At 55.8% G+C, this 20,632-nt stretch carries 19 protein-coding genes and 1 tRNA gene; 10 read left to right on the forward strand and 10 right to left on the reverse strand.

Features of this window, described 5'->3' with window-relative positions; all coding sequences use genetic code 11:
• The 4 genes from ENH71_RS09630 to ENH71_RS09645 all read left to right on the forward strand — a co-directional run.
• On the forward strand, nt 1–278 hold a 278-nt coding region (locus ENH71_RS09630), incomplete at its 5' end, for an IS3 family transposase (protein ID WP_294135342.1).
• A 153-nt stretch (nt 279–431) separates the two neighbouring features.
• Nucleotides 432–1,238 carry an FRG domain-containing protein gene (locus ENH71_RS09635; protein ID WP_294135340.1) on the forward strand — a complete coding sequence of 269 codons (807 nt, stop codon included), beginning with the start codon at nt 432–434 and terminating at the stop codon, nt 1,236–1,238.
• A gap of 62 nt (nt 1,239–1,300) precedes the next feature.
• Entirely contained in the window at nt 1,301–1,834 is a 534-nt protein-coding gene (locus ENH71_RS09640) for a hypothetical protein (protein ID WP_294135338.1), read from the forward strand.
• Nucleotides 1,835–1,866: 32 nt separating this feature from the next.
• Nucleotides 1,867–2,310: a hypothetical protein gene (locus ENH71_RS09645; protein WP_294135336.1), complete on the forward strand. Its 444-nt coding sequence runs from the start codon at nt 1,867–1,869 to the stop codon at nt 2,308–2,310.
• 80 nt (nt 2,311–2,390) lie between these two features.
• On the opposite strand, the gene ENH71_RS09650 is transcribed toward ENH71_RS09645, so the two are convergent.
• The 6 genes from ENH71_RS09650 to ENH71_RS09675 form a co-directional block, all read right to left on the reverse strand.
• Complete coding sequence (locus ENH71_RS09650) at nt 2,391–3,605, reverse strand: tyrosine-type recombinase/integrase (RefSeq protein WP_294135334.1); 1,215 nt, start codon at nt 3,603–3,605, stop codon at nt 2,391–2,393.
• Between the two features lie 174 nt (nt 3,606–3,779).
• Nucleotides 3,780–3,855 (reverse strand) — tRNA-Phe (locus ENH71_RS09655).
• 106 nt (nt 3,856–3,961) lie between these two features.
• The gene (locus tag ENH71_RS09660; protein WP_294135332.1) at nt 3,962–4,237 is read right to left on the reverse strand and encodes an oxidative damage protection protein; all 276 of its coding nucleotides are present in this window, start codon (nt 4,235–4,237) and stop codon (nt 3,962–3,964) included.
• Between the two features lies 1 nt (nt 4,238).
• Complete coding sequence (gene mutY, locus ENH71_RS09665; RefSeq protein ID WP_294135330.1) at nt 4,239–5,339, reverse strand: A/G-specific adenine glycosylase; 1,101 nt, start codon at nt 5,337–5,339, stop codon at nt 4,239–4,241.
• Between the two features lie 2 nt (nt 5,340–5,341).
• On the reverse strand, nt 5,342–7,369 hold the full coding sequence (locus ENH71_RS09670; protein WP_294135328.1) for an AsmA family protein: 2,028 nt from the start codon (nt 7,367–7,369) through the stop codon (nt 5,342–5,344).
• A 178-nt stretch (nt 7,370–7,547) separates the two neighbouring features.
• Complete coding sequence (locus ENH71_RS09675; RefSeq protein ID WP_294135326.1) at nt 7,548–7,937, reverse strand: DUF4168 domain-containing protein; 390 nt, start codon at nt 7,935–7,937, stop codon at nt 7,548–7,550.
• Nucleotides 7,938–8,377: 440 nt separating this feature from the next.
• Between ENH71_RS09675 and hisB the strand changes: the two genes are divergently transcribed.
• The 5 genes from hisB to putA are packed head-to-tail and all read left to right on the forward strand — an operon-like array spanning nt 8,378 to nt 14,400.
• A complete protein-coding gene (hisB, locus tag ENH71_RS09680; RefSeq protein WP_317622405.1) occupies nt 8,378–8,980 on the forward strand; it encodes an imidazoleglycerol-phosphate dehydratase HisB in 603 nt (200 codons plus the stop codon).
• Between the two features lie 43 nt (nt 8,981–9,023).
• Nucleotides 9,024–9,677 carry an imidazole glycerol phosphate synthase subunit HisH gene (gene hisH, locus ENH71_RS09685; RefSeq protein WP_294135324.1) on the forward strand — a complete coding sequence of 218 codons (654 nt, stop codon included), beginning with the start codon at nt 9,024–9,026 and terminating at the stop codon, nt 9,675–9,677.
• Between the two features lie 56 nt (nt 9,678–9,733).
• Nucleotides 9,734–10,510 (forward strand): 1-(5-phosphoribosyl)-5-[(5-phosphoribosylamino)methylideneamino]imidazole-4-carboxamide isomerase, encoded by a 777-nt coding sequence (hisA, locus tag ENH71_RS09690; RefSeq protein WP_294135321.1) that lies wholly within the window; start codon nt 9,734–9,736, stop codon nt 10,508–10,510.
• A gap of 2 nt (nt 10,511–10,512) precedes the next feature.
• Nucleotides 10,513–11,295, forward strand: coding sequence for an imidazole glycerol phosphate synthase subunit HisF (gene hisF, locus ENH71_RS09695; RefSeq protein WP_294135319.1), 783 nt, complete (start codon nt 10,513–10,515; stop codon nt 11,293–11,295).
• A 45-nt stretch (nt 11,296–11,340) separates the two neighbouring features.
• Complete coding sequence (gene putA / locus ENH71_RS09700; RefSeq protein ID WP_294135317.1) at nt 11,341–14,400, forward strand: bifunctional proline dehydrogenase/L-glutamate gamma-semialdehyde dehydrogenase PutA; 3,060 nt, start codon at nt 11,341–11,343, stop codon at nt 14,398–14,400.
• 2 nt (nt 14,401–14,402) lie between these two features.
• On the opposite strand, the gene ENH71_RS09705 is transcribed toward putA, so the two are convergent.
• From ENH71_RS09705 to gpmI, 4 genes are all read right to left on the reverse strand, one after another.
• Nucleotides 14,403–15,464, reverse strand: a complete 1,062-nt coding sequence (locus tag ENH71_RS09705) for a divergent polysaccharide deacetylase family protein (RefSeq protein ID WP_294135316.1) — start codon at nt 15,462–15,464, stop codon at nt 14,403–14,405.
• The gene (locus ENH71_RS09710; RefSeq protein WP_294135314.1) at nt 15,461–16,891 is read right to left on the reverse strand and encodes a S41 family peptidase; all 1,431 of its coding nucleotides are present in this window, start codon (nt 16,889–16,891) and stop codon (nt 15,461–15,463) included. Before ENH71_RS09710 ends, ENH71_RS09705 begins: the two co-directional genes overlap by 4 nt.
• Nucleotides 16,892–16,985: 94 nt before the next feature.
• Nucleotides 16,986–18,287, reverse strand: a complete 1,302-nt coding sequence (locus ENH71_RS09715; protein ID WP_294135312.1) for a murein hydrolase activator EnvC family protein — start codon at nt 18,285–18,287, stop codon at nt 16,986–16,988.
• Nucleotides 18,284–19,828 carry a 2,3-bisphosphoglycerate-independent phosphoglycerate mutase gene (gene gpmI, locus ENH71_RS09720; RefSeq protein ID WP_294135310.1) on the reverse strand — a complete coding sequence of 515 codons (1,545 nt, stop codon included), beginning with the start codon at nt 19,826–19,828 and terminating at the stop codon, nt 18,284–18,286. Before gpmI ends, ENH71_RS09715 begins: the two co-directional genes overlap by 4 nt.
• 165 nt (nt 19,829–19,993) lie before the next feature.
• On the opposite strand from gpmI, the gene ENH71_RS09725 reads away from it, so the two are divergent.
• Nucleotides 19,994–20,599 carry a rhodanese-like domain-containing protein gene (locus ENH71_RS09725; protein ID WP_294135307.1) on the forward strand — a complete coding sequence of 202 codons (606 nt, stop codon included), beginning with the start codon at nt 19,994–19,996 and terminating at the stop codon, nt 20,597–20,599.
• The last annotated feature ends 33 nt before the right edge of the window (nt 20,600–20,632 follow it).

Here is a 20,632-nt window from a genome sequence, read left to right on the forward strand (position 1 = left end):
TTCGCAGCGGTGATTATCAAAATTTCCTGAAGCGAAATACGCTGATCTGTTCCATGAGTGCAGTTGGACATTGTGGTGACAACGCAGCATGCGAAGGCTTCTTCGGAATGCTCAAACGGGAACGCGTAAACAGACGGAAATACCGGACATTAGATATAGCCAAAGCAGATATATTTAATTACATTGAGCGCTTTCACAATCCTCGGATGCGGCGAAGGCTAGCGAAGAGTGATTTGGAGTTCTCAGCCTTTTTAGAAACGTCCGTGGAAACGGGGTAGAACCCGAATGATATTTCTATTACGGAAAAGTCCTTAATCCGACAAGCGTAATAGATTCGCCCTAGTGGTGGGCTTGGCGTCTTCTCGCTTGTTCGTGGTTTCCGGCTTCATGCCCTGTTTGCACTCTTTACGCACTCCTTAATGTGAGGTCTTATGAATACAAGGGAAGTTCAATCAATATTCGAGCTTTTGGAGCTGATAAATAAAGTAACACCATATTGTGATCTTTGGTTCAGGGGGTCATCGAGACTTGATTTCGGATTGGTTCCCGGACTCATCTGGCGTAATGACTTGAACTTTGAATCGAACTATATTAGTAAATTTCTCGTTGGTTATCAGTCCTATTTAGGTAAGGCTTTGGAGAATCCGTGGGAGCAATATGCGCTAATGCAACACCATGGTCTACCGACAAGGCTGCTAGATTGGTCGTCTTCACCGCTGAGTGCATTATATTTCGCGCTACATCAGGACTCTCGCTGGCAAGGTGATAGAGTAGTTTGGGTGCTTAATCCCGCTTCTTTTAATGAGTATTTCCATGGTTTTGATTCAATAGTATGCCCCGCTGCCATGGCTAGTACTGCAATAATGAAGGGTGACTCAGCAGTAGAGGGTGAATTCTGGGACCTAAATAGCTATCTCCCAAAGTTGTTGGACAAAGATGACCATTACGAGCTTCCGGTGAGTCCCATTGCAATGGAATCTCCCTTTTCTAACAGAAGGCTTGCCTCGCAACATGGGCGATTTACACTACATGGGTCAAACAGTGATAGCCTCGATATTCAATTAAGAGAATGTGATAATAAAAGGGTTCTGGCTGCGTTTGTTCTGAAAACCGAGGGGAAATTGAAAGAATTTAAAGATCAGCTTTATGGGTTAAAGATTAATGGTGAAACTATCTATCAAGATCTAGATTCAATGGTTAAGGAGATAGTACGACAAGAAACGCGCCATATCTTATGAAGCTTTTGGAAATCAAACAGGCAATAGTAATCGTCGCTGAATAAATTTCTTATGGGTATATGATGGCGAAGCTAAGAAGACTAATAAATGGCCAGAAAATATCGTTTGATACCCACCAGGCTGGTGACGGACAGCAAGTTAATTGGAGAAATGTTCATCTTGAGAAAAGTGCGATTAACAAGCGTGGTAAATTGAGAGTCCCGTTATTAAGCGAGGAGAAGCCGACAAATAGAGGTATGAAAGAGAGGGACTTTCTTAAGATGGCGAAGGAAGTGAAAAAGGAGCTTCGAAAAAATAGAGATCTGTTGAATGATCTCGCGAGATCCATAGCCGAGGTGGTCTTTAGGTACGGACAAGGCGAAGCTACAATTCAAGATGCTCTGGAAGCCGCTAGAAAGCTGGCTGACTATTTTGATATTAGTGAGGAGCTAGTTGGGCTTTCGAAGGAGTACTTTGAGAAAGAGCAACTAGTTAAGTTCACGAGCTACCACATCAACCCAGCGCGCAATGTACTAGTTCGTATAGTCCAAAGTTATGATTACGTGGAAGTTGGTCAGCTTACCGCTGAAGAGGTTGAGAGTGAGATTTTGAATTAAAGAATTGGTTATCATTTGGGAGTTTTTACACAATGATTTTGCTTTATAAAAGACGAAAATTCGATACACGGCTTGAAGCAACTTGGGCTGCTTTTTTTGATTTGGCGGGTTGGAAATGGAAATATAAGCCTGAACCAATAAGAAACTGGCAGCCGAGCTTTGGGGCTTCTTTCTTTTGTGAACATTCTGAATGTGATGGGAGCCATACTATTTTGATTTCTGTCCTACCAGTAGAATCTTTAGATGGACTTGAGGGCCACCCAGCGTTGTCATATTCATATTCAGTACCAGGTACTGATGCTGATGGTGGTGCCTTGTTTGGTAGCGGCCCTGCTGCCACTAAATGGGAAATCGCCCACGGATCCGGGGGCGGTCTAGAAGACATATATTTTCGTGTGGATGATGCCGACGAAATCTGGAAGAGGGCTTTGACTATAGTGAAACGGATTCACTATCGCGCCAAGTTGGCGGGATAGTGAATTCCGCAAGGATGCGTCCCATGTACAGGCTTTTCTCATGGCAGTTGAGCACTGAATAGATGCACAAGCTGTGCTTCTCAAGCTGACCGAGGTATACCCTGTTGCATTACGAGATCCAGGTAGTCGGACCACCACTGCATCATGTCACGACGCTCAGGTAGGTGTTCAGCGCGGTTGTAGGCTGCGCGGATTTGGTTTCTGTCGACATGAGCAAGCGAAAGCTCTATCAGCTCGGACTTATGTCGATGTTCATGCAGTATGGTGCTCCCCAGCGCCCTGATTCCGTGAGAGACGAACTTTGACTTGTACCCCATACGCTTGAAAGCAACATTCGCAGTTTCCGAATTGATATGTCCACTTACATTATTCCTGCCTGGGAACACATATCGTCTATGTCCACTCAATGGTTTCAAGGTCTGCAGAATTTCGATGGCCTGTCGAGTCAGTGGCACTATGTGATCCCGTTTCATCTTCATTTTTTCATTTGGTATAGTCCAGGTCGCTCCTTCGATGTCTATTTCGCTCCATTCCGCTGACGCTGCTTCACCGGGGCGTACCAGAGTATGGAGCATCCAGTGGATCAGGCTTTTCGTTTCGAAGGACATTTTCGACCGCTCAAGACAGTCGAAGAATACTGGCAGTTCTTCTGCTTTCAGTGTGGGATGGTTCTTTGACGAGGGGGCGGGAAATGCTTTTCTAATGCCAAAGAGGCAATTGCCGGCGATTAAACCTGTATTGACAGCATAGTCCATGATTTCATTGAGCCATCTACATAGTTTCCTGACTGACTCCAGGTGCCCGTTGTCAGCAACTGGCTTGAGGACTTTTATGACCGCCGGCGCAGAGATTCGGGAAATCGGAACACCTGCAAGCTCGGGGAGTATGTGCAGACTAATGGAATTCACCATTCTTTTGAGGTACGCGTCAGATATGGTGGCGCGTTTAACCTCCAGCCAGCGATCATAAACGACTGCGAAGGTGAGCGACATCGACGCTCTTGCATGGTCTTCTGCTTCCTCTCTGAGGGCCTTGGGGTCATTTCCCGTCGCGAGAAAGACCAGATACTTATCCCTCTCGGAAATAGCGGCCTTGAGACTAACAGAGGGGTACAGGCCGATACCGAGGTTGGTCCTTTTTCCCGTATATGGCTTGGTATAGTTGAATAACCAGAGCTTCGAGCCATTCGGCTTCACTCTGAGCTGCAACCCCTGGCCAGCAGACAGGTTATACTCTTTTTCTTGGGGTTTCGCGTACTTAATTTTGGTATCTGTGAGGGTAGCTACTCTCGGCATGTCAGTTCTCCTTTGTAACATTCCCCTTTATTTATTCAATCGTGTTACTAAGGGTGTTACAAAGATTCCTGGCCGGTGCTGGATCTCATTAGACGACTACGGACCCCAAAGTCTCGTTAATCAAGAGATTAAGGGGATTGAGTAGACGTTAATGGACTGTGCTGGACGCTTAGATGGTGCCCAGGGGCGGAATCGAACCACCGACACGAGGATTTTCAATCCTCTGCTCTACCAACTGAGCTACCTGGGCTTATGCTGTCTTGCCTTGTTGGGTAAGCCAAAAAAGGGCTGCGGTCACAACAAGGCGCGTATTAAAACCGTTGCGGCGGCCTTAGTCAAGTCTCAGGATCAGAAACTTATTCGGAATCCGGGGCGACATAACCGCTGGCGCTATCAAACGACTCATTGGCAAAGAAGCGATCCATCTGTTCCTGCAGATAGCGCCGATCGTCGGCCGCAGCCATGCTCAGGTGCTTCTCATTGATCAGCATCACTTGCTGCTTCTGCCAGTCCTGCCACGCCTGGGCCGACACATTGTCATAAAGCTCCTGACCCTTGGCGCCGGGGTAGGGTGGCATGGCAAGGCCGGGTAGCTCTTTCTGGTATTTTTTACAGAATACGGTGCGGGTCATGTTAGTCCTGTTGTCCTGAGGTCAGTGGTGTTGCTGCCTGTAGTGTAAGTAAATGTTCACGTTGCTGACCGGCAAAGCGGTCCAGCAATTTTTTGACCGGTGCCGCCAGGCCCAGCTTCAGCGAATGGTCCAATGGATACCACAGGCTGCCCGCAGAATCCAGACACGAGCCGGCGTCACCGGCGCGCACCAATACCGGTGTTATGTCGAGATGGAAATGGCTGAAGGTGTGGCGTAGTGTCGGCCATTGGTCTGCCCGCTCACCGCCATAACGCTGCAGCCAGGCAGACAGGGCTTCGTCATCACTGCATTCGGGCAGGCTCCATAACCCGCCCCAGAGGCCGGTGGACTGGCGTTGCTGCAGCATGACGGTGCCATCGTCCTGATATAACAGGATCATGTAGGTTTGCTTTTTTGGCAGGGTTTTTCTGGGCTTGCTGACCGGTAGCTGTGTGGCGATACCAAGCCTGAGCGCCTGGCATCCCGTCTGCAGCGGGCAGCGCGGACAATCCGGTTTGCTGCGGGTACAGACGGTTGCGCCCAGGTCCATCATGGCCTGGGTATAGGCCGCCACCTGTTGTTGCGGTGTGGTGTCCCCGGCAATCTGCCACAGCTGCGCCAGCGTTTGGGTTTCCCCGGACCAGCGTTGAATGGCGTGGTAACGACACAGCACACGTTTAACATTGCCGTCGAGAATGACGCCGCGCTGGCCCATGGCCAGAGCCTGAATCGCACCTGCAGTGGAACGCCCGATACCGGGCAGGGCGATCAGAGCATCGATATCCTGCGGGAACTCGCCGTCATGCTGCTCGCATACCATCTGAGCGGTTTTGTGCAGGTTGCGCGCGCGGGCGTAATATCCCAGACCGGTCCACAAATGCAGCACTTCATCCGGCGGCGCTGCTGCCAGCGCGCGGACGTCGGGAAAGCGGGCCATAAAGCGTTGGTAGTAGCCGATGACGGTGCTGACCTGGGTTTGCTGCAGCATGATCTCGGACACCCAGACGCGATAGGGCGAGGTGTCATGCTGCCAGGGCAGGTCGTGACGACCGTGCTGGTGATACCACTCCAGCACGGCGTCGCTGTTTATCAGGTCCGTCAAAATCAATTCTGCAGCAGGTTCTGGATACGGTTACGTAATCGCTCGACCTGCTCGCCTACGGCTTCGCTGGCGCGCTGCTGAATTTCATCGCGGGCGATGGCTGCGAACACCTCACGCACGCGCTGCAGGTCCGGACTGCAGTATTGCAGGGCGGTATCGGTGAATGCTGCTTCACAGCGCACCGGCCAGGCGACATTCTGAAAATCTTCATTGACCCGCAGGGTCTGCAGCGCGGGTTCGCCCAGCACAGTGAAGTCGACCCGGTAGTCGAATTCGCCGGCTGCCAGATCAAGGCCGCCGGTGCCGCTGACGTTAAAGTTGTCCAGCTGCAAATTCAGTTCCTGATTTTCAGTGAAGCCGTCGTTAAAAAGCAGGTAGGCTTCGGCGTTGCTGAAGCGCACCACGTCAGGCCATTGAGCTGCGATGTTGCCGCTGGGGCTGAGCACAGAGATGGCGGAAAATACCCGCTTCAGCAGCGTGATATCCACGGAGCTATCATTGACCTGCAGGGTGCTGGCGCCATCAATGCTGTCGAGCAGGGCGTTGACGGTGTCGCCCTGCATCATGTGAGTGGTGCTGGCATTGAAGTTGCCGGTAAAAAAATCAAGACGCGGCAGGTCATCGGTCAGCGCGCTGGCGCTGATGCCGGTGAGTGCGGTCTCTATAGCCAGTTGTGCCGGAGAGCTGGTGGCATTCAGGGTCACCGTGGCGTCCAGTTCGCCATCGTAGAACCCGATAGGCTGGGTATCGATGTTGAGCACACCGTTTTGCAATAACAGACCAAATTGCACTGGCGAAAACTGCAGACCGGAGGCGGTCAGCGACGCTATTGTGTGTTCGCCGCGCACGTCCATGCTGCGCAGCAGGTCGAGCGGGAGTGGCGAGTCGTTATTGTCGGTGGCGACTGCGCTTTGCGCCGTATTCTGCCCGCTGGCTGTTGCGTCAGCGCTGGCCGATGCCGGCTCCTCTAAAGACGCCGGTAACAGGCTGTCAAGATCAATGGCGCCGGTATTCAGATTATAGGCCAGCAGTGCCTGACGTGTGTCAGTGGCGAACAGGTAGTCGCCGCGCAGCTCTGCAGTGGTGCCGTCCAGGGCCACCGTCAGTCCTCCCAGAGTGGCGCCGGCAGCATCACCGTTGGCTTCCAGGGTCTGAATGGTGAACTGCTGTTGGTTCGGTGCCGGCATGCTGTCTTCATCTACAACCATGAAGTTTGCCAGCAAATGACTCAGATTGAAGGTGTTGCTGCTCAGGTTGGTCTGCCAGCGCATATTATTGCGGAAATCGGTCACACTGACGTCACCACTTAGCACCAGCGGGCTGAGCGTAAAGCGCATATCGTTGAGGTCAATATTGCCGGCGTTGAAGTCGACCTGCGCAGTAGAGGCCAGATCCAGGGTCAGGTCCTGACCACCGGTTTCGTTGATCAGGCGCATGCTCAGCTCAAACGGGAACGGACGATTCTCCAGGTTGGTGTTCTGGCTGCGGAGATCGATATTTTGCAGGCGAGTGTCGATATTGCTGCTCAGATCGCGAATCGCGACGCTGGCATTGATCACCCGGATATCGGCAATATTGATGTCGATGGGCAGTTCATTGCTGCCCGTAGCCGGTGCGGTGACGGGCGCTGCTTCGGCGGTGTTGACCAGCCAGTTGGCCTGGCCCTGGGCATCGACAAACCAGTTAATGTACAGATCCTCGGCGACAAACTCCTGCACGGCCAGGTTGCCGGAGAGCAGGCTGCCGATGTCCAGCTTCAAGGCGATACTGGAGAATGATGCCAGTTCCTGGGGCGTGACCCCGTTGCGCAAACTGACATCCGCTATGCTCAGCCCGAACACCGGCCGAAAGGTCCAGTCGATGTCGCCATTGATACGGAGTTGCATGCCGGTTTGCTGCGATGCCGCCGCCTCCAGCGCAGGTTTGTAGCGGTTCGGATTAATGACCGTGAACAGCACAACGGCAAGCACCAGCGCAAACGCTGTCAGGCCGACCAGCAGAAAAATCAGATATTTAAATAGTTTTGACATAGATTTCGACGTCCCATACCGCGCTAAAGGGAGAAGGACTCAAAAGTTTAACGGATTAATGTAACCAATGCACTGCTCGCTGTCGCAGCCGCCGTGGTCCACAGGCCGACACAAAAAAGCCCGCGAACAGAATTCGCGGGCTTTTCAGTAGCCCGGTGCCCAGGCGTAAAGACTGACGTTACGACTCCATTTCTTCGGCAATCGCGCTTTCCAGCTCAGCCATCAGGTCTTCGTCAGCAGCCGCCAACTGAATGATCTGGTTGTACTGCTGAATGCTGATTGCGTTTGCAGTCACCGCGTCCTGCATCTCGCGCTGGGCTTCCTGCTGCAGCATAGTGGCCTGCTCCTGATCAGTGACCGTTTGCAGTCGCTCAGCGTAATCCATCTGAATTGTCATGATATCGCCGTATGCGGCGACAAATTTCTGTTTCATGTCGGCGTTAATGTCTGCCGCGCTCTGCGGAACATCTGCGTCTGCGGCGGCGGGCGCGGGCTGCTGCGCATGGGCCACGCTGGCGGCGAAGATGAGTGCGAACAGGGCGGGCAAGCTGAGTAGCTTCTTAAGCATGAATAACTCCTTGACGTTACGGTCACCGAAATTAGCCAATCGCGGGCAGTGTGTCAGTACTGCTTTTCACTAAGTTTGTTTAAATACAACAAGTTATGGCGATTTTTGGTAGCGGTGAGTGTGTGATGGTGTGCGTTTAAGCACCTTGCATTGCATGCATTACGTTAATGCATTTACGAATGGTTCGTAGTCAGACCATACTAGCTGTGCCAGTGAATGTCCAATTGGCAGGCGAGTGTGCACGCGGCTATCAGCTGCACGAGTACGCTAAAATTAGGGCTTTCTGCCGCGATGTCCGGTTGCTTCCGGCGCTATGCACGACAGCAAAGCTGGCCCCTGGGCGGTGCAAAGGCTTATAATGCGCGCGCATTTTCACGATTCTTACTTGACTGGTTTACCCGACCAGCCAATCAGCGCGGGATTTATCCATGACCACACCCATGACCACAGAAAAGCCAGATCGTCAGGCCAGCGTAGAACGCAATACCAAGGAAACCCAGATTCGCGTGAGCGTGAATCTTGATGGTAGCGGCGAACTCAAATGCCAGACCGGCCTGCCATTTCTTGACCACATGCTGGATCAGGTGGCGCGCCATGGTCTGATTGACATGGATATTCACGCAGTGGGCGATCTGCAGATTGATGCCCATCACACGGTTGAAGACCTGGGCATTACGCTGGGTCAGGCGTTTTACCAAGCGCTGGATCGCAAAGGTATCCGTCGTTACGGGCACGCCTATGTGCCGCTCGATGAAGCCCTGTCACGCGTGGTAGTGGATTTCTCCGGCCGTCCCGGCCTGGAGTATCACGTGCCGTTTACCCGCGCCTCGGTCGGTGGCTTCGATGTTGATCTGTTCTACGAATTCTTCCAGGGTTTTGTCAATCACGCACTGGTAACGCTGCACATTGACAACCTTCGTGGCATGAACAGCCACCACCAGGTCGAAACTGTGTTCAAGGCCTTCGGCCGCGCCCTGCGTATGGCGATGGAAATTGATCCGCGCAGCGCCGACGTTATTCCGTCGACCAAAGGCAGTTTGTAAGCAGGCAGTTGGTAATAAATCCGTCAGTGGGACCTCTTGTACAATGAACAACGTAGCCGTCATCGATTATGGCATGGGCAATCTGCATTCTGTTGCCAAAGCCATGGAAAGCCTGGGTAGCGACGTCCGCGTCGAGGTTACCAGTGATGCTGCGCGTATCCTGGCTGCCGACCGCATTATTTTCCCCGGCGTAGGTGCCATCCGCGATTGCATGGCAGAAATACGCAGACTGGGTGTCGACGCCATCGTCAGTGATGCATTGATGCAGGGCAAACCGGTGCTGGCAATCTGCGTTGGTATGCAGGCATTGATGGACAGCAGTGAAGAGAATGGCAGGGTAAACTGCCTGGGTCTGCTGCCGGGTTCGGTCAAACGCTTCGGTGGCGAACACAGTCTGCTTGATGCCGACGGTCAGCGCCTGAAAGTCCCCCATATGGGCTGGAACTGTGTGCGGCAAAAAACATCACATCCGCTGTGGCACAATATTGCTGACGACAGCAGGTTCTATTTTGTGCACAGCTACTACGTCGCGCCTGATGATAGTAGTCAGGTGGCAGGTATCACAGAATATGGTCATGATTTTGCCGCCGCGCTTAACAAAGACTCATTATTCGCCGTGCAATTTCATCCGGAGAAAAGTCAGCATTGCGGGTTGCAGTTGCTGAACAACTTTCTGCATTGGGATGGCAAGCTCTGAACTGCGTGTCCCGGGTGGTGCGCGAACTCCAAGTATCCGAATTCAAGGTGTGAACAATGCTGGTAATCCCCGCAATCGATCTTAAAGATGGCCAATGTGTGCGCCTGCGCCAGGGGCGCATGGAAGACTCCACGGTATTCTCCGATGATCCGGTAAAAACGGCAGGGCACTGGCGTGAACAGGGCGCGCGTCGACTGCACCTGGTGGATCTGAATGGTGCCTTTGCTGGCGAACCGGTCAACGGCGGCATCGTGGAAGCGATCGCCAAAGCCTACCCGGACCTGCCCTTGCAGATTGGTGGCGGTATCCGTGATCTTAAAACCATCGAGTATTATCTTAATGTTGGCGTCAGGCATGTGATCATCGGTACGCAGGCCGTCAAGCATCCGCCGTTTGTGGCGGAGGCCTGTAAAGCGTTTCCGGGCCACATCATTGTGGGACTGGATGCCAGGGATGGTTGGGTCGCCACCGACGGCTGGGCCGAAGTGTCCACAGTGAACGTTGTTGATCTGGCACACCAGTTTGCCAACGACGGTGTGGAAGCGATTATCTATACCGACATCGCCCGTGATGGCATGATGCAGGGCGTTAATGTTGAGGCCACTCTGCGCCTCGCGCGCGCCTCGGTGATTCCGGTTATTGCCTCGGGCGGCGTCAGTCGTATGGCAGATATCGAAGGTCTGTGCGAAGTCGCTAAAACTGATACCGGCGCTGGCATCATGGGCGCGATTACCGGTCGGGCGATTTACGAAGGTGCACTGGATCTGGCGCAGGCGCAGGCTTACTGCGACAGCCATGCAAACGGCGCCGGGCACATGAGTGGTGGAGTGTAAGCATGGCACTGGCAAAACGCATCATACCGTGCCTGGACTGCGACAAGGGTCGTGTGGTCAAGGGCGTCAAATTTCTCGATATCCGTGACGCCGGAGACCCGGTTGAAGTTGCCAGGCGATACAGCGATGCGGGAGCGGACGAGATTACGTTCCTGGATATAACCGCCTCCAGCGAAGGTCGCGAAACCACGGTTAAAACAGTTGAAGCCATTGCCAGTCAGGTGTTTATCCCACTGACAGTGGGTGGCGGTATCCGCACTCTGGATGATATCCGCACCATGCTCAACGCCGGTGCCGACAAGGTATCGATCAATACCGCTGCTGTCACCAATCCCGAGTTTGTCCGTGAGGCAGCCCAGCGCTTTGGCTCGCAATGCATCGTGGTGGCGGTGGATGCCAAAAAGGTCAGCGCCGGTGGCGAAGCTGATCGCTGGGAAATCTTCACCCACGGTGGCCGCAATCCAACCGGTCTGGATGCCATTGATTGGGTACGGCGCATGGTTGACTATGGTGCCGGTGAGATCCTGTTGACCAGCATGGACCGGGACGGCACCAAGATCGGTTTTGATCTGGCGCTGAACCGGGCTGTCAGTGATGCCGTGGATGTGCCGGTGATTGCGTCAGGCGGCGTCGGCAACCTGCAGCACCTGGTAGATGGCGTGCTTGAAGGTGGCGCCGATGCGGTGCTGGCGGCGAGTATTTTCCATTTCGGCGAATTCAGTATTCCGCAGGCGAAGCAGTTTATGGCCGAGCAAGGCATCACCATGCGACTGGATATAAGCTGACGCGTTGCGTAAAGTAGGGTTTTGGATTTCCGTCCGGAGGTTCACGTGCGCTACTTTGAATTGCCACTGGTGGCATCCGCTGCGTACCAGCCGGTCCTGAAAGCTTACCGTGTAGACGAGACCTCACACGTGCGTCGCCTGTGTCAGGCCTTGCGCAATTCAACGGCAGACAAAAACCACATTCGAGAGCAGGCCAGTGAGCTGGTCGCAACCGTGCGTGCCAACCGCGCCAGTGGTTCTGGTGTCGATGCCCTGATGCAGGAGTATCAGCTATCCAGTCAGGAAGGCGTGGTGCTGATGTGCCTGGCAGAGGCATTGCTGCGAACGCCGGATGAGGCAACCGTCGATCGCCTGATTGAAGACAAACTGGGCAGCGGTGACTGGCACAGCCATCTGGGCAACAGCGAATCGCTGTTTGTGAATGCTTCCACCTGGGGGCTGATGCTGTCGGGCAAAATCATTCAGCCCGCGCTGCCGGCAGAGCAGGGCAACAGCATTTTTCGCCGCCTGGTGCAGCGCGCCGGTGAGCCCCTGGTGCGTCAGGCGGTGCGTCATGCCATGCGCATCATGGCGCGTCAGTTCGTCATGGGTCGCACGGTGGCGGAGGCGCTTGAGCGCTCGCGCACGGCGGAAGCAAAACACTACCTGCATTCCTATGACATGCTGGGCGAAGCGGCGCGCACGCGAGCTGACAGTCTGCGTTATCTGCAAGCCTATACCTCGGCCATTCACGCCATCGGTGCCAGCGCGGTCGGCCTTGGTCCGGTTAAGGCGCCGGGTATCTCCATAAAATTATCGGCGCTGCATCCAAGATTCGAAGTGTCACAGGCGCGGCGGGTGATGGCTGAGCTGGTGCCCCGCGTGCTGGAGCTGGCCAGTCTGGCGAAACAATACGACATCGGCCTGACCGTTGACGCCGAGGAAGCTGACCGGCTGGATTTGACGCTGGCTGTGTTTGAGCAGGTGGCAGTGCACGCGTCGCTGGCCGGTTGGCAGGGTCTGGGCCTGGCAGTGCAGGCTTATCAGAAGCGGGCCTTTGATCAGATTGACTGGCTGGCAGACCTGGCCCGGCGCGGCGAGCGTCGCCTGATGATTCGTCTGGTCAAGGGTGCGTACTGGGATACCGAGATCAAGCGGGCACAGGAACACGGACTTGCCGGCTATCCGGTGTTCACCCGTAAACAGAACACTGATGTCTCCTACCTGGCCTGCGCACAGAAGCTGCTGAGCTACCGCTCGCAACTGTATCCTCAGTTCGCCACTCACAACGCCTACACCGTGGCCGCTATTCTGGAATACAACCGGGGCAATGATGATTTCGAGTTTCAGCGACTGCATGGCATGGGTGGTCCGTTATACGATCAGCTGATCCACGCCGACGAATCCGGTCCCCGTTGCCGGGTTTATGCACCGGTCGGCAGTCACCAGGATTTGCTGCCGTACCTGGTACGGCGGTTACTGGAAAATGGCGCCAACACGTCCTTTGTTAACCGTATTCTCGATGACAACACGCCGATCACCGAGCTGGTCGCTGACCCGCTGGAGCAGGTGTTGGCGCTGACTCATGTTCCGCATCCGCAGATCCCCCTGCCAGTGCAGCTGTACCCGGATCGTCGCAATGCGTCAGGGCTGGATGTGTCGAGTTTCCACACGCTGAAAAAATTGCAGTCAGACTGGCCGGAGAACAGCCTGTCAGATGCGCCGGCGTTATCGTCGAACAAGGACATCGACACCGCGCTATCGACGGCGACCGGCGCTTTTACCGACTGGGTTGCAACCGATGTTGATGTCCGCGCGCGATGCCTGGAGAAAACGGCCGACTTGCTGGAGACACGGATGCCGCAACTGATGGCCTTGTGTACCACAGAGGGCGGCAAAACCGTCACTGATGGCATCGCCGAAGTGCGGGAAGCGGCCGACTTCTGCCGCTATTACGCACAGCGCGCGCGGTGGGATTTTCAGCCACGTTGTTTGCCAGGCCCCACGGGTGAAGACAATCAATGGCGATTGCGCGGCCGGGGTGTGTTTGTCTGCATCAGCCCGTGGAATTTTCCGCTGGCGATATTTCTGGGTCAGGTCAGCGCTGCGCTGGTCGCTGGCAATACCGTAATTGCCAAAGCTGCTGAACAGACACCGCGGGTCGCTGCGGCAGCGGTTGAGTTGTTGTATCAGGCCGGCATTCCGCGAGATGTCCTGCATCTTGTGACAGGTGGCGCTGAAACCGGTGCACGTCTGGTCAGTGACAAGCGCATTGCCGGGGTGGCGTTTACCGGATCAACGGCTGCGGCCACCGCCATCAATCGCAGTCTCGCCGCTCGCAATGGTCCGATTGCGACGCTGATCGCGGAGACCGGCGGCCTCAATGCCATGCTGGTGGATTCATCGGCACTGCTGGAACAGGTGGTTGCCGACGTGTTGCTGTCCGGATTTCAGAGTGCAGGTCAACGCTGCTCGGCGCTGCGAATCCTGTTGGTGCAGGATGATATTGCTGACGATCTGATCGCACTGCTGACTGGCGCCATGGATGAGCTTTGCATCGGCGACCCCGCTGAGCTGGCGACAGATGTCGGCCCGGTGATTGATGACGATGCCCTTGCCATGCTGAATCGGCATGTCGCTTATCTTGACAGCAACGCAACGTTGCGCAAACGGGTTGAGTTGCCGCCGAACAGTCCCGGAAAACCGAAAGAGTCCTGCTTTTTTCCGCCCCAACTATACGAAATTTCTCAACTGAGTCAGTTGCGTGAAGAGGTGTTTGGACCGATTGTGCATTTGCTGCGTTTTCGTGCGGACGAGATCGACTCGTTGGTAGATGCCGTCAACGCCACCGGCTATGGTTTGACCTTTGGCATCCACAGCCGTATTGATAGCCGCGCCCGGGCAATCGCGGCGCGCATTCGGGCGGGCAATGTCTACATCAATCGCAACATGATCGGCGCGGTTGTCGGGGTGCAGCCATTTGGCGGTAATGGTTTGTCAGGTACCGGTCCCAAGGCAGGCGGCCCCCTTTATCTGACGCGTTTTGCCACCGAGCAGTCAGTCAGTACCAATACTGCGGCAGCAGGCGGCAATGCGTCGTTGATGACCCTGGGAGATGCTGACTAGATCTACGGCTGCGTAAGCAGCGCTGATGCCGGCACCAGCGTAATATTGTGTGCAGGCAAGGTGTCGATGGCCTGTTCCAGGTACTCCAGCGTGGCCGGATAAGGGTGCCCGATGGCAACAGCAAAACCCTGCTGTTGGGCGATCGCGACCGCGCGCTGAAACTCCCGATCGATGGCCTCCGCCGTGGCTTCATTATCGAGGAAGACATGGCGCTTCAGGGCAGGTACCTGATTGTCGATGGCAACTTTTGCGGCGACACTCTTACCGGTAGTCATGCTGTCGACAAAAAACAGATCCTGGGCCTTCAATTCGCGCATGACCCATTGCATGGGTTGTTCTGCTGCAGTCAGCTCACTGCCCGTATGATTATTGACGCCGGCCACATGAGGAATATCGGCGATGGCTGCGCGCAGAGTACGGATAAATTCAGCTTCCGTCAGAGTCAGTGTCAGACCGCCTTCGCCCAGGGCCATGCCTGCGAGGTTGCTCATGGGTGCGTGCAGCATCACTTCCTTGCCAGCGTCGTGAGCCATCTGCGCCAGCGCTTGGCCGTGCGGAGTAAATGGCAGCACCGCATAGGTCACCGCGCCGGGCAGGCCGACCGCGCGTTCGCCAGCTTCGGCGTTGTAACCAATATCGTCCAGGATGATGACCAGCCGGTGAGTGGGCAGCGCTGTGGCATTGACCCCGGCCGTTGTTTCGACTCCGGTGCCGGTCACGTCGGCAAGCACTGGTGCATCTGCTGGCGCCGTCACGGGCGCTGGTGCGTCCGGCGCAGCAACCGGGGTTGTGGCTGTTTCAGTGGTGTTCCCGGTGATGCTTTCGAGAGCGCTTTCGATGGTGCTGCCGTTAGCGCTTCCGGCGTCCCGGGCTGCGGCCACGGGTTCGCGCTGTTGATCATTGGCGGCGTCGCCATCAACCAGAGTCACCATCAACACCAGCCCAAGCAGCAGCGCCGCCGCCACTGCAATATGGGTATTGCCCGGTTGTGCCGAAAATTGCTGCCAGGCGTTTTTGGCTTTGTCGAGATAAGGGCCAATCAAGGTATCGGGTTCAGTGTTCATTCGTCACTTTGACGACGTTGTCGTCCGCTCGCCATGATATGCCAGCCCTTGAGCAGGGTCAGCGCTTCATTCAACTGATAGTCACTGACCACAATCTGTTCCGTGCTGGTAATGGGGGTGGGCCCATCGCTGGTGCTCTGCGCATCAGTCGCGTTTGGCAGATGGCCTTCGAGATCGCGTTCGGAATAAACACCGCGCCGGGGCATGCGACGGGTTACCAGCGCTTCATCAACCACGATGTCGGGCTCGATCCCTTGCGCCTGAATGGAGCGGCCCGAAGGCGTGAAATACAGCGATGTTGTCAGTTTTAGTGCGCGTTCGTTGTTGAGCGGCAGCACCGACTGCACTGAGCCCTTGCCAAAGCTGCGCGTGCCCATGATCACGGCCCGGCCCATATCCTGCAATGCGCCGGCGACAATTTCCGCCGCTGATGCCGACCCGGTATTGATCAGGACCACCATCGGAACACCGTCGCTGGGATCATCGACGTCGGCAAAATAGTCGCCCTCGGAATCACCAACGCGGCCTTCGGTATAAACAATCTGTCCGCTGGAGACGAATGCATCAACGACCTGCACCGATGCCTGTAGCACACCGCCGGGGTTGTTGCGCAAATCCAGTACCAGACCGTTGAGTGTGCCATCGGACGCTTTGATTTCTTCCAGGGCATTAACCACTGCTATCCCGGTGTTGGTGCGAAACTGCGCGATACGGATGTAGGCAAACCCCGGCTCCAGCATGCGATGGCGAACACTGTTGGCGGAAATCACTTCGCGGGTCAGCGTCAGGTCAATGGGTTCAGATTCAGTATCACGCATAAGCGTAATGTCGACCTGGCTGCCGGGTTCGCCGCGCAGCAGTTCCACGGCGTCGTTAATCAGCATTTCGCGTACCGGTCTGCCGTTGATTTCCACGATCAGGTCGCCGGGCATGACACCGGCTCTGGCGGCGGGTGTGTCATCGACGGGCGTAATGACTTTGATGTAGCCGTCTTCTTCACCGATTTCGATGCCCAGGCCACCAAACTCGCCTTCGGTGCTTTCCTGCAGGTTGTCGTAGTCGTCGGAGCTCAGATAGGCGGAGTGGGGGTCGAGCCCGGCCAGCATGCCGCGGATGGCATAATCGATCAGCGTTTTGTCATCAATGTCGGAGACGTAAGCGGTGCGAATGGCTTCCAGTGCCTCGGCAAACAGCCTGACTTCCTCAATGGGCAAAGGCCGCACTGAGCTGTCTGCGCTGATGTTGTTGGTGGCACCGGCCTCCGGCACAGGCTCAAGCTCTTCCAGTGTTATGACATCCAGGTCAGGGTCAGTGGTTGCCTGCGCCATGGCAATGCCGGGCGAGCTCATGGCGGTGACGAACGCGCCGAACAGCAGCGTGCGCTGAATGAAAGTGACTGCGGCGATGGCGGTGTTAGGTGACGACATGTCTGCTCCTGCGATCTTGTAGTTACATGTTAAGACCGTCCTGGTCGGCATTCTATGCGCTTGGGCCGGCGCTGGGTAGCGATTGATGACTCTGTCAGTCGCCGGGTGTAAGCCAGTCCTGCGGATCCAGTGTTCTGCTGCTTTGCCGGATCTCAAAATACAGCCCCGGGCTGCCATTGCCGGCATCGGCTCCGGATAATGCCAGCGCCTCGCCCCGGTTAACCCAGTCTCCTGTGCTTTTGGTGAAATCCTGAACATGGGCATACAGGCTGATGAAGCTGTTGCCATGATCAATCACGATAAGATTCCCCGATCCGCGTAACCAGTCGGCAAACACCACGCGGCCATTGTGTACGGCCCTGACGGTGTTGCCAGCGTCGGCGCCAATGATAATGCCCTGGCGTTGCAGGCTGCCACCAAAGCGTTCACCAAAGCGGGCCAGCACATCGCCGGTGACCGGCCAGGGCAGCTGACCACGGGCATCCGCGAAGGGCATGGCATCTTCCGGGGAGGGAATGTCTACGATGATGCGGTTGATTTCATCGATCAGTTCCTGCAAGTGCGCGCGGTCGGCGAGCAACTGCTCCAGTTCATTGCGGCGGGTTGCCATATCCGCGTTGAGACTGGCAATAAGACGGGTGCGCGCCTGTTGATTGCTTTCCAGTTCCTCTCGCTGCGTTGCCAGTGCGGCATTGGTTGCTGCCAGCGTTAGCTGCGCCTGATCAATTTCGTCGCGGGTTTGCGCCAGCGCGCTCAGGGTCTGCTGGAACCGGCGTATCTGCTGCAGGCGGTCTTCGTTGAAGGCATTGAAGTAGACCAGCATGCGCTGCGCGGTGGAGGGGTCCTGCTGCGTTAACAGCAACTGCAATTGGCTGCTGCCGCCGCTGATGTAGCTGGCGCGAAGGGCGCGAGCGACGATTTCGCGCTGGGCTTCGGTGTCTGCGAGCAATGTGTCCTGCTGCTGGTTCAGGCTGCCGAGTTCTGCGTCCAGTCGTGCAATGTTCTGTTGATTGTCAGCAATATTTTCGCTGATGGCGTCGATGCGCTGATTCAGCTCGCTGAGCGCGGCTTCTTCGCTGGAACGCTGGCTGCGCGCCTGCTGCAGCCAGGTTTCGATCTGCCCGATGCTGTCGTTAATGGTGGCGAGTTGTGCTTCGGTGGCCTGGCCTTCTCCTGCTGAAGGCTCTTGTTGCGCTGAGGGCTCTTGTTGCGCTGAGGGCTCTTCTTGGGCTGAGGGCTCCTCTTGCGCTGAAGGCTCTTCTTGGGCTGAAGGCTCTTCTCTCGCTGAGGGCTCTTGCGCTAGCGCTGGCGGTATGGGGACGCACAACACCAGCAACAGCGTGAGAAAGACTCGCGGTTGCCGGGCGATTGTGCGGAGCGCAGCGTGGTTCGTCATGGCGCCATCAGCACATGGCCGGTCATTTCCGCCGGCACCTCCATGTCCATAAGTTTTAGCAGTGTCGGCGCGATATCAGACAGGGCACCCTCCCGGGTGAAGTGCCATTGACGTTGGCCGACATAAACCAGCGGCACAGGACCGCTGGTATGCGAGGTCAGTGCCTGGCCTGACTCGGCATCCATCATCTGTTCAACGTTGCCGTGATCGGCAGTGATCAGGCACTGACCACCGGTGTCGCGGATCGCCGTCATCAGGCGGCCCAGACACACATCAAGGGTTTCCACGGCCTTGACGGCGGCATCAAAACTGCCGGTATGGCCCACCATATCACCATTGGCGTAGTTGCAGATGATGGCGTCATATTTCCCCGAGCGTATCGCTTCATCCAGCTTGTCGGTGACTTCCGGCGCGCTCATCTCTGGCTGCAGGTCATAGGTGGCGACATCGGGAGAGGGAATCAGAATGCGGTCTTCGCCCTCATAGGGTTGTTCGCGTCCGCCACTGAAAAAGAACGTGACATGCGCATACTTCTCTGTTTCGGCGATCCGCAGCTGCGTGCGACCCTCGCTGGCCAGGTACTCACCGAGGCTGTTGTGCAATGTTTGTGGCGGGTAAGCACAGCTGGCGAACTGTTTCAGGTCGGCTGAATATTCCGTCAGCATGACAAACTCGGCAAGTTTGGGCGTAGACTTGCGTTTGAAGCCATCAAAACCCGGGTCGACAAAGGCACTGGTCAGTTGGCGGGCCCGGTCGGCACGGAAATTCATGAACACCATGCTGTCGCCGTCCCGCATCGGCACTGCTGTGCCAATGCGGGTGGCTTTGACAAACTCGTCGTCTTCGTCGCGGGCGTAGGCGTTATTGAGGGCGTCCGCAACCGAGTCCGCCTCATGGCTGGCTTCACCCTGCGTGATCAGATCGTAGGCACTCTGCATACGATCCCAGCGCTGGTCCCGGTCCATCGCAAAATAACGGCCAATCACCGACACGATGCGGCCCAGGCCAGCGTCCGTGAGCGCTTTCTCGGTCTTTTGCAGCGACGCCATGGCGCTGCGCGGGGGCATGTCGCGACCATCCAGGAAAGCGTGCACGTATACCTGTTTCACGCCTGCCTCCTGCGCCAGCCTGATCATCGCCAGGATGTGGTTTTCATGGCTGTGAATGCCGCCGGGCGAGAGCAGGCCCATGATATGCATGGCTTTATCGTTGGCGGCGGCGGTGCGGGCAGCATTGCTCAGCACAGTATTGTCGAAAAAATCGCCGGTTTCGATGGCCTTGTCGATCATGGTCAGGCTTTGATAGACCACGCGACCGGCCCCCAGGTTCATATGACCCACCTCGGAGTTGCCCATCTGGCCGCTGGGCAGGCCGACGCCGGTTCCGGAGGTGGTGATCAGAGTATGCGGGCACTCGCGCCAGAGCTGGTCCCAGACCGGAGTGTTGGCGGCGGCAATGGCATTGGAGTCGGTTTCTTCACGATAACCCCAGCCATCAAGAATCAGGAGCAGGGCGGTGCGACGAGGTGTGGAATCAGTCATGAACAGTAATTTCCCGTGGTTTGGCCTGGTGCTTCAAAAGCCCGTATTATCGCGGAAACTGCGGCAAAGTACCATTGCCGGCCACAGCCGTGTATACTTCGCAGCCTTGTAACTGCGTAACACCGCATTGATACCACATCGGGATATTTCAGGGCTTTAGGCGTCATGGAGCAGATTTTAGAATTTATTGGTAACAACGTGATACTCGTGGGTGTCTGGATTGCGCTGGCGCTGGCGTTGATTATCTATCTCAGCAAGTCCGGTGCGCAGGCGATCGGCCCGCAGCAGGCGGTGATGCTGATCAACCGCAATGATGGTGTGGTGCTCGATATCCGTGACAAAAAGGATTACGACACCGGCCATATCGTTGATTCGGTGCACATTCCGCACACCAAACTCAGTGCGCAGCTCGCCGAGCTGGAGAAACTGAAATCCCGGCCCATTATTGTGGTCTGCAAAATGGGGCAGCATTCGGGAGATGCCTGCAAGATGCTACTCAGTGCCGGTTTCGAACAGGTCGTGCGTTTGCGCGGCGGTATGGCCGAATGGCGCGGGCAGAATCTGCCTTTGGTACAAAAGGCAGTGAAAGAAAAGGCTGCCAAAACCAAAACCGGCAAGGCCAAGGCGAAACCGGGCAAGAACAAGGCCGCTGAACAGGCACCAGCGCAGCTGGATCAGCCTGACAAGGCCGCGCCGGACGAGACCGGGCAGACAGAGCTCGGGCAAAAAGAGGTCGGGCAAGAAGAGGTCAGGCAGGACGACAACAAGTAGTACCGTAGCTTTTCACTTAATCCATAAACGACA

Origin of the sequence: Pseudohongiella sp., from assembly GCF_011050365.1 — a bacterium.
GTDB lineage: Bacteria > Pseudomonadota > Gammaproteobacteria > Pseudomonadales > Pseudohongiellaceae > Pseudohongiella.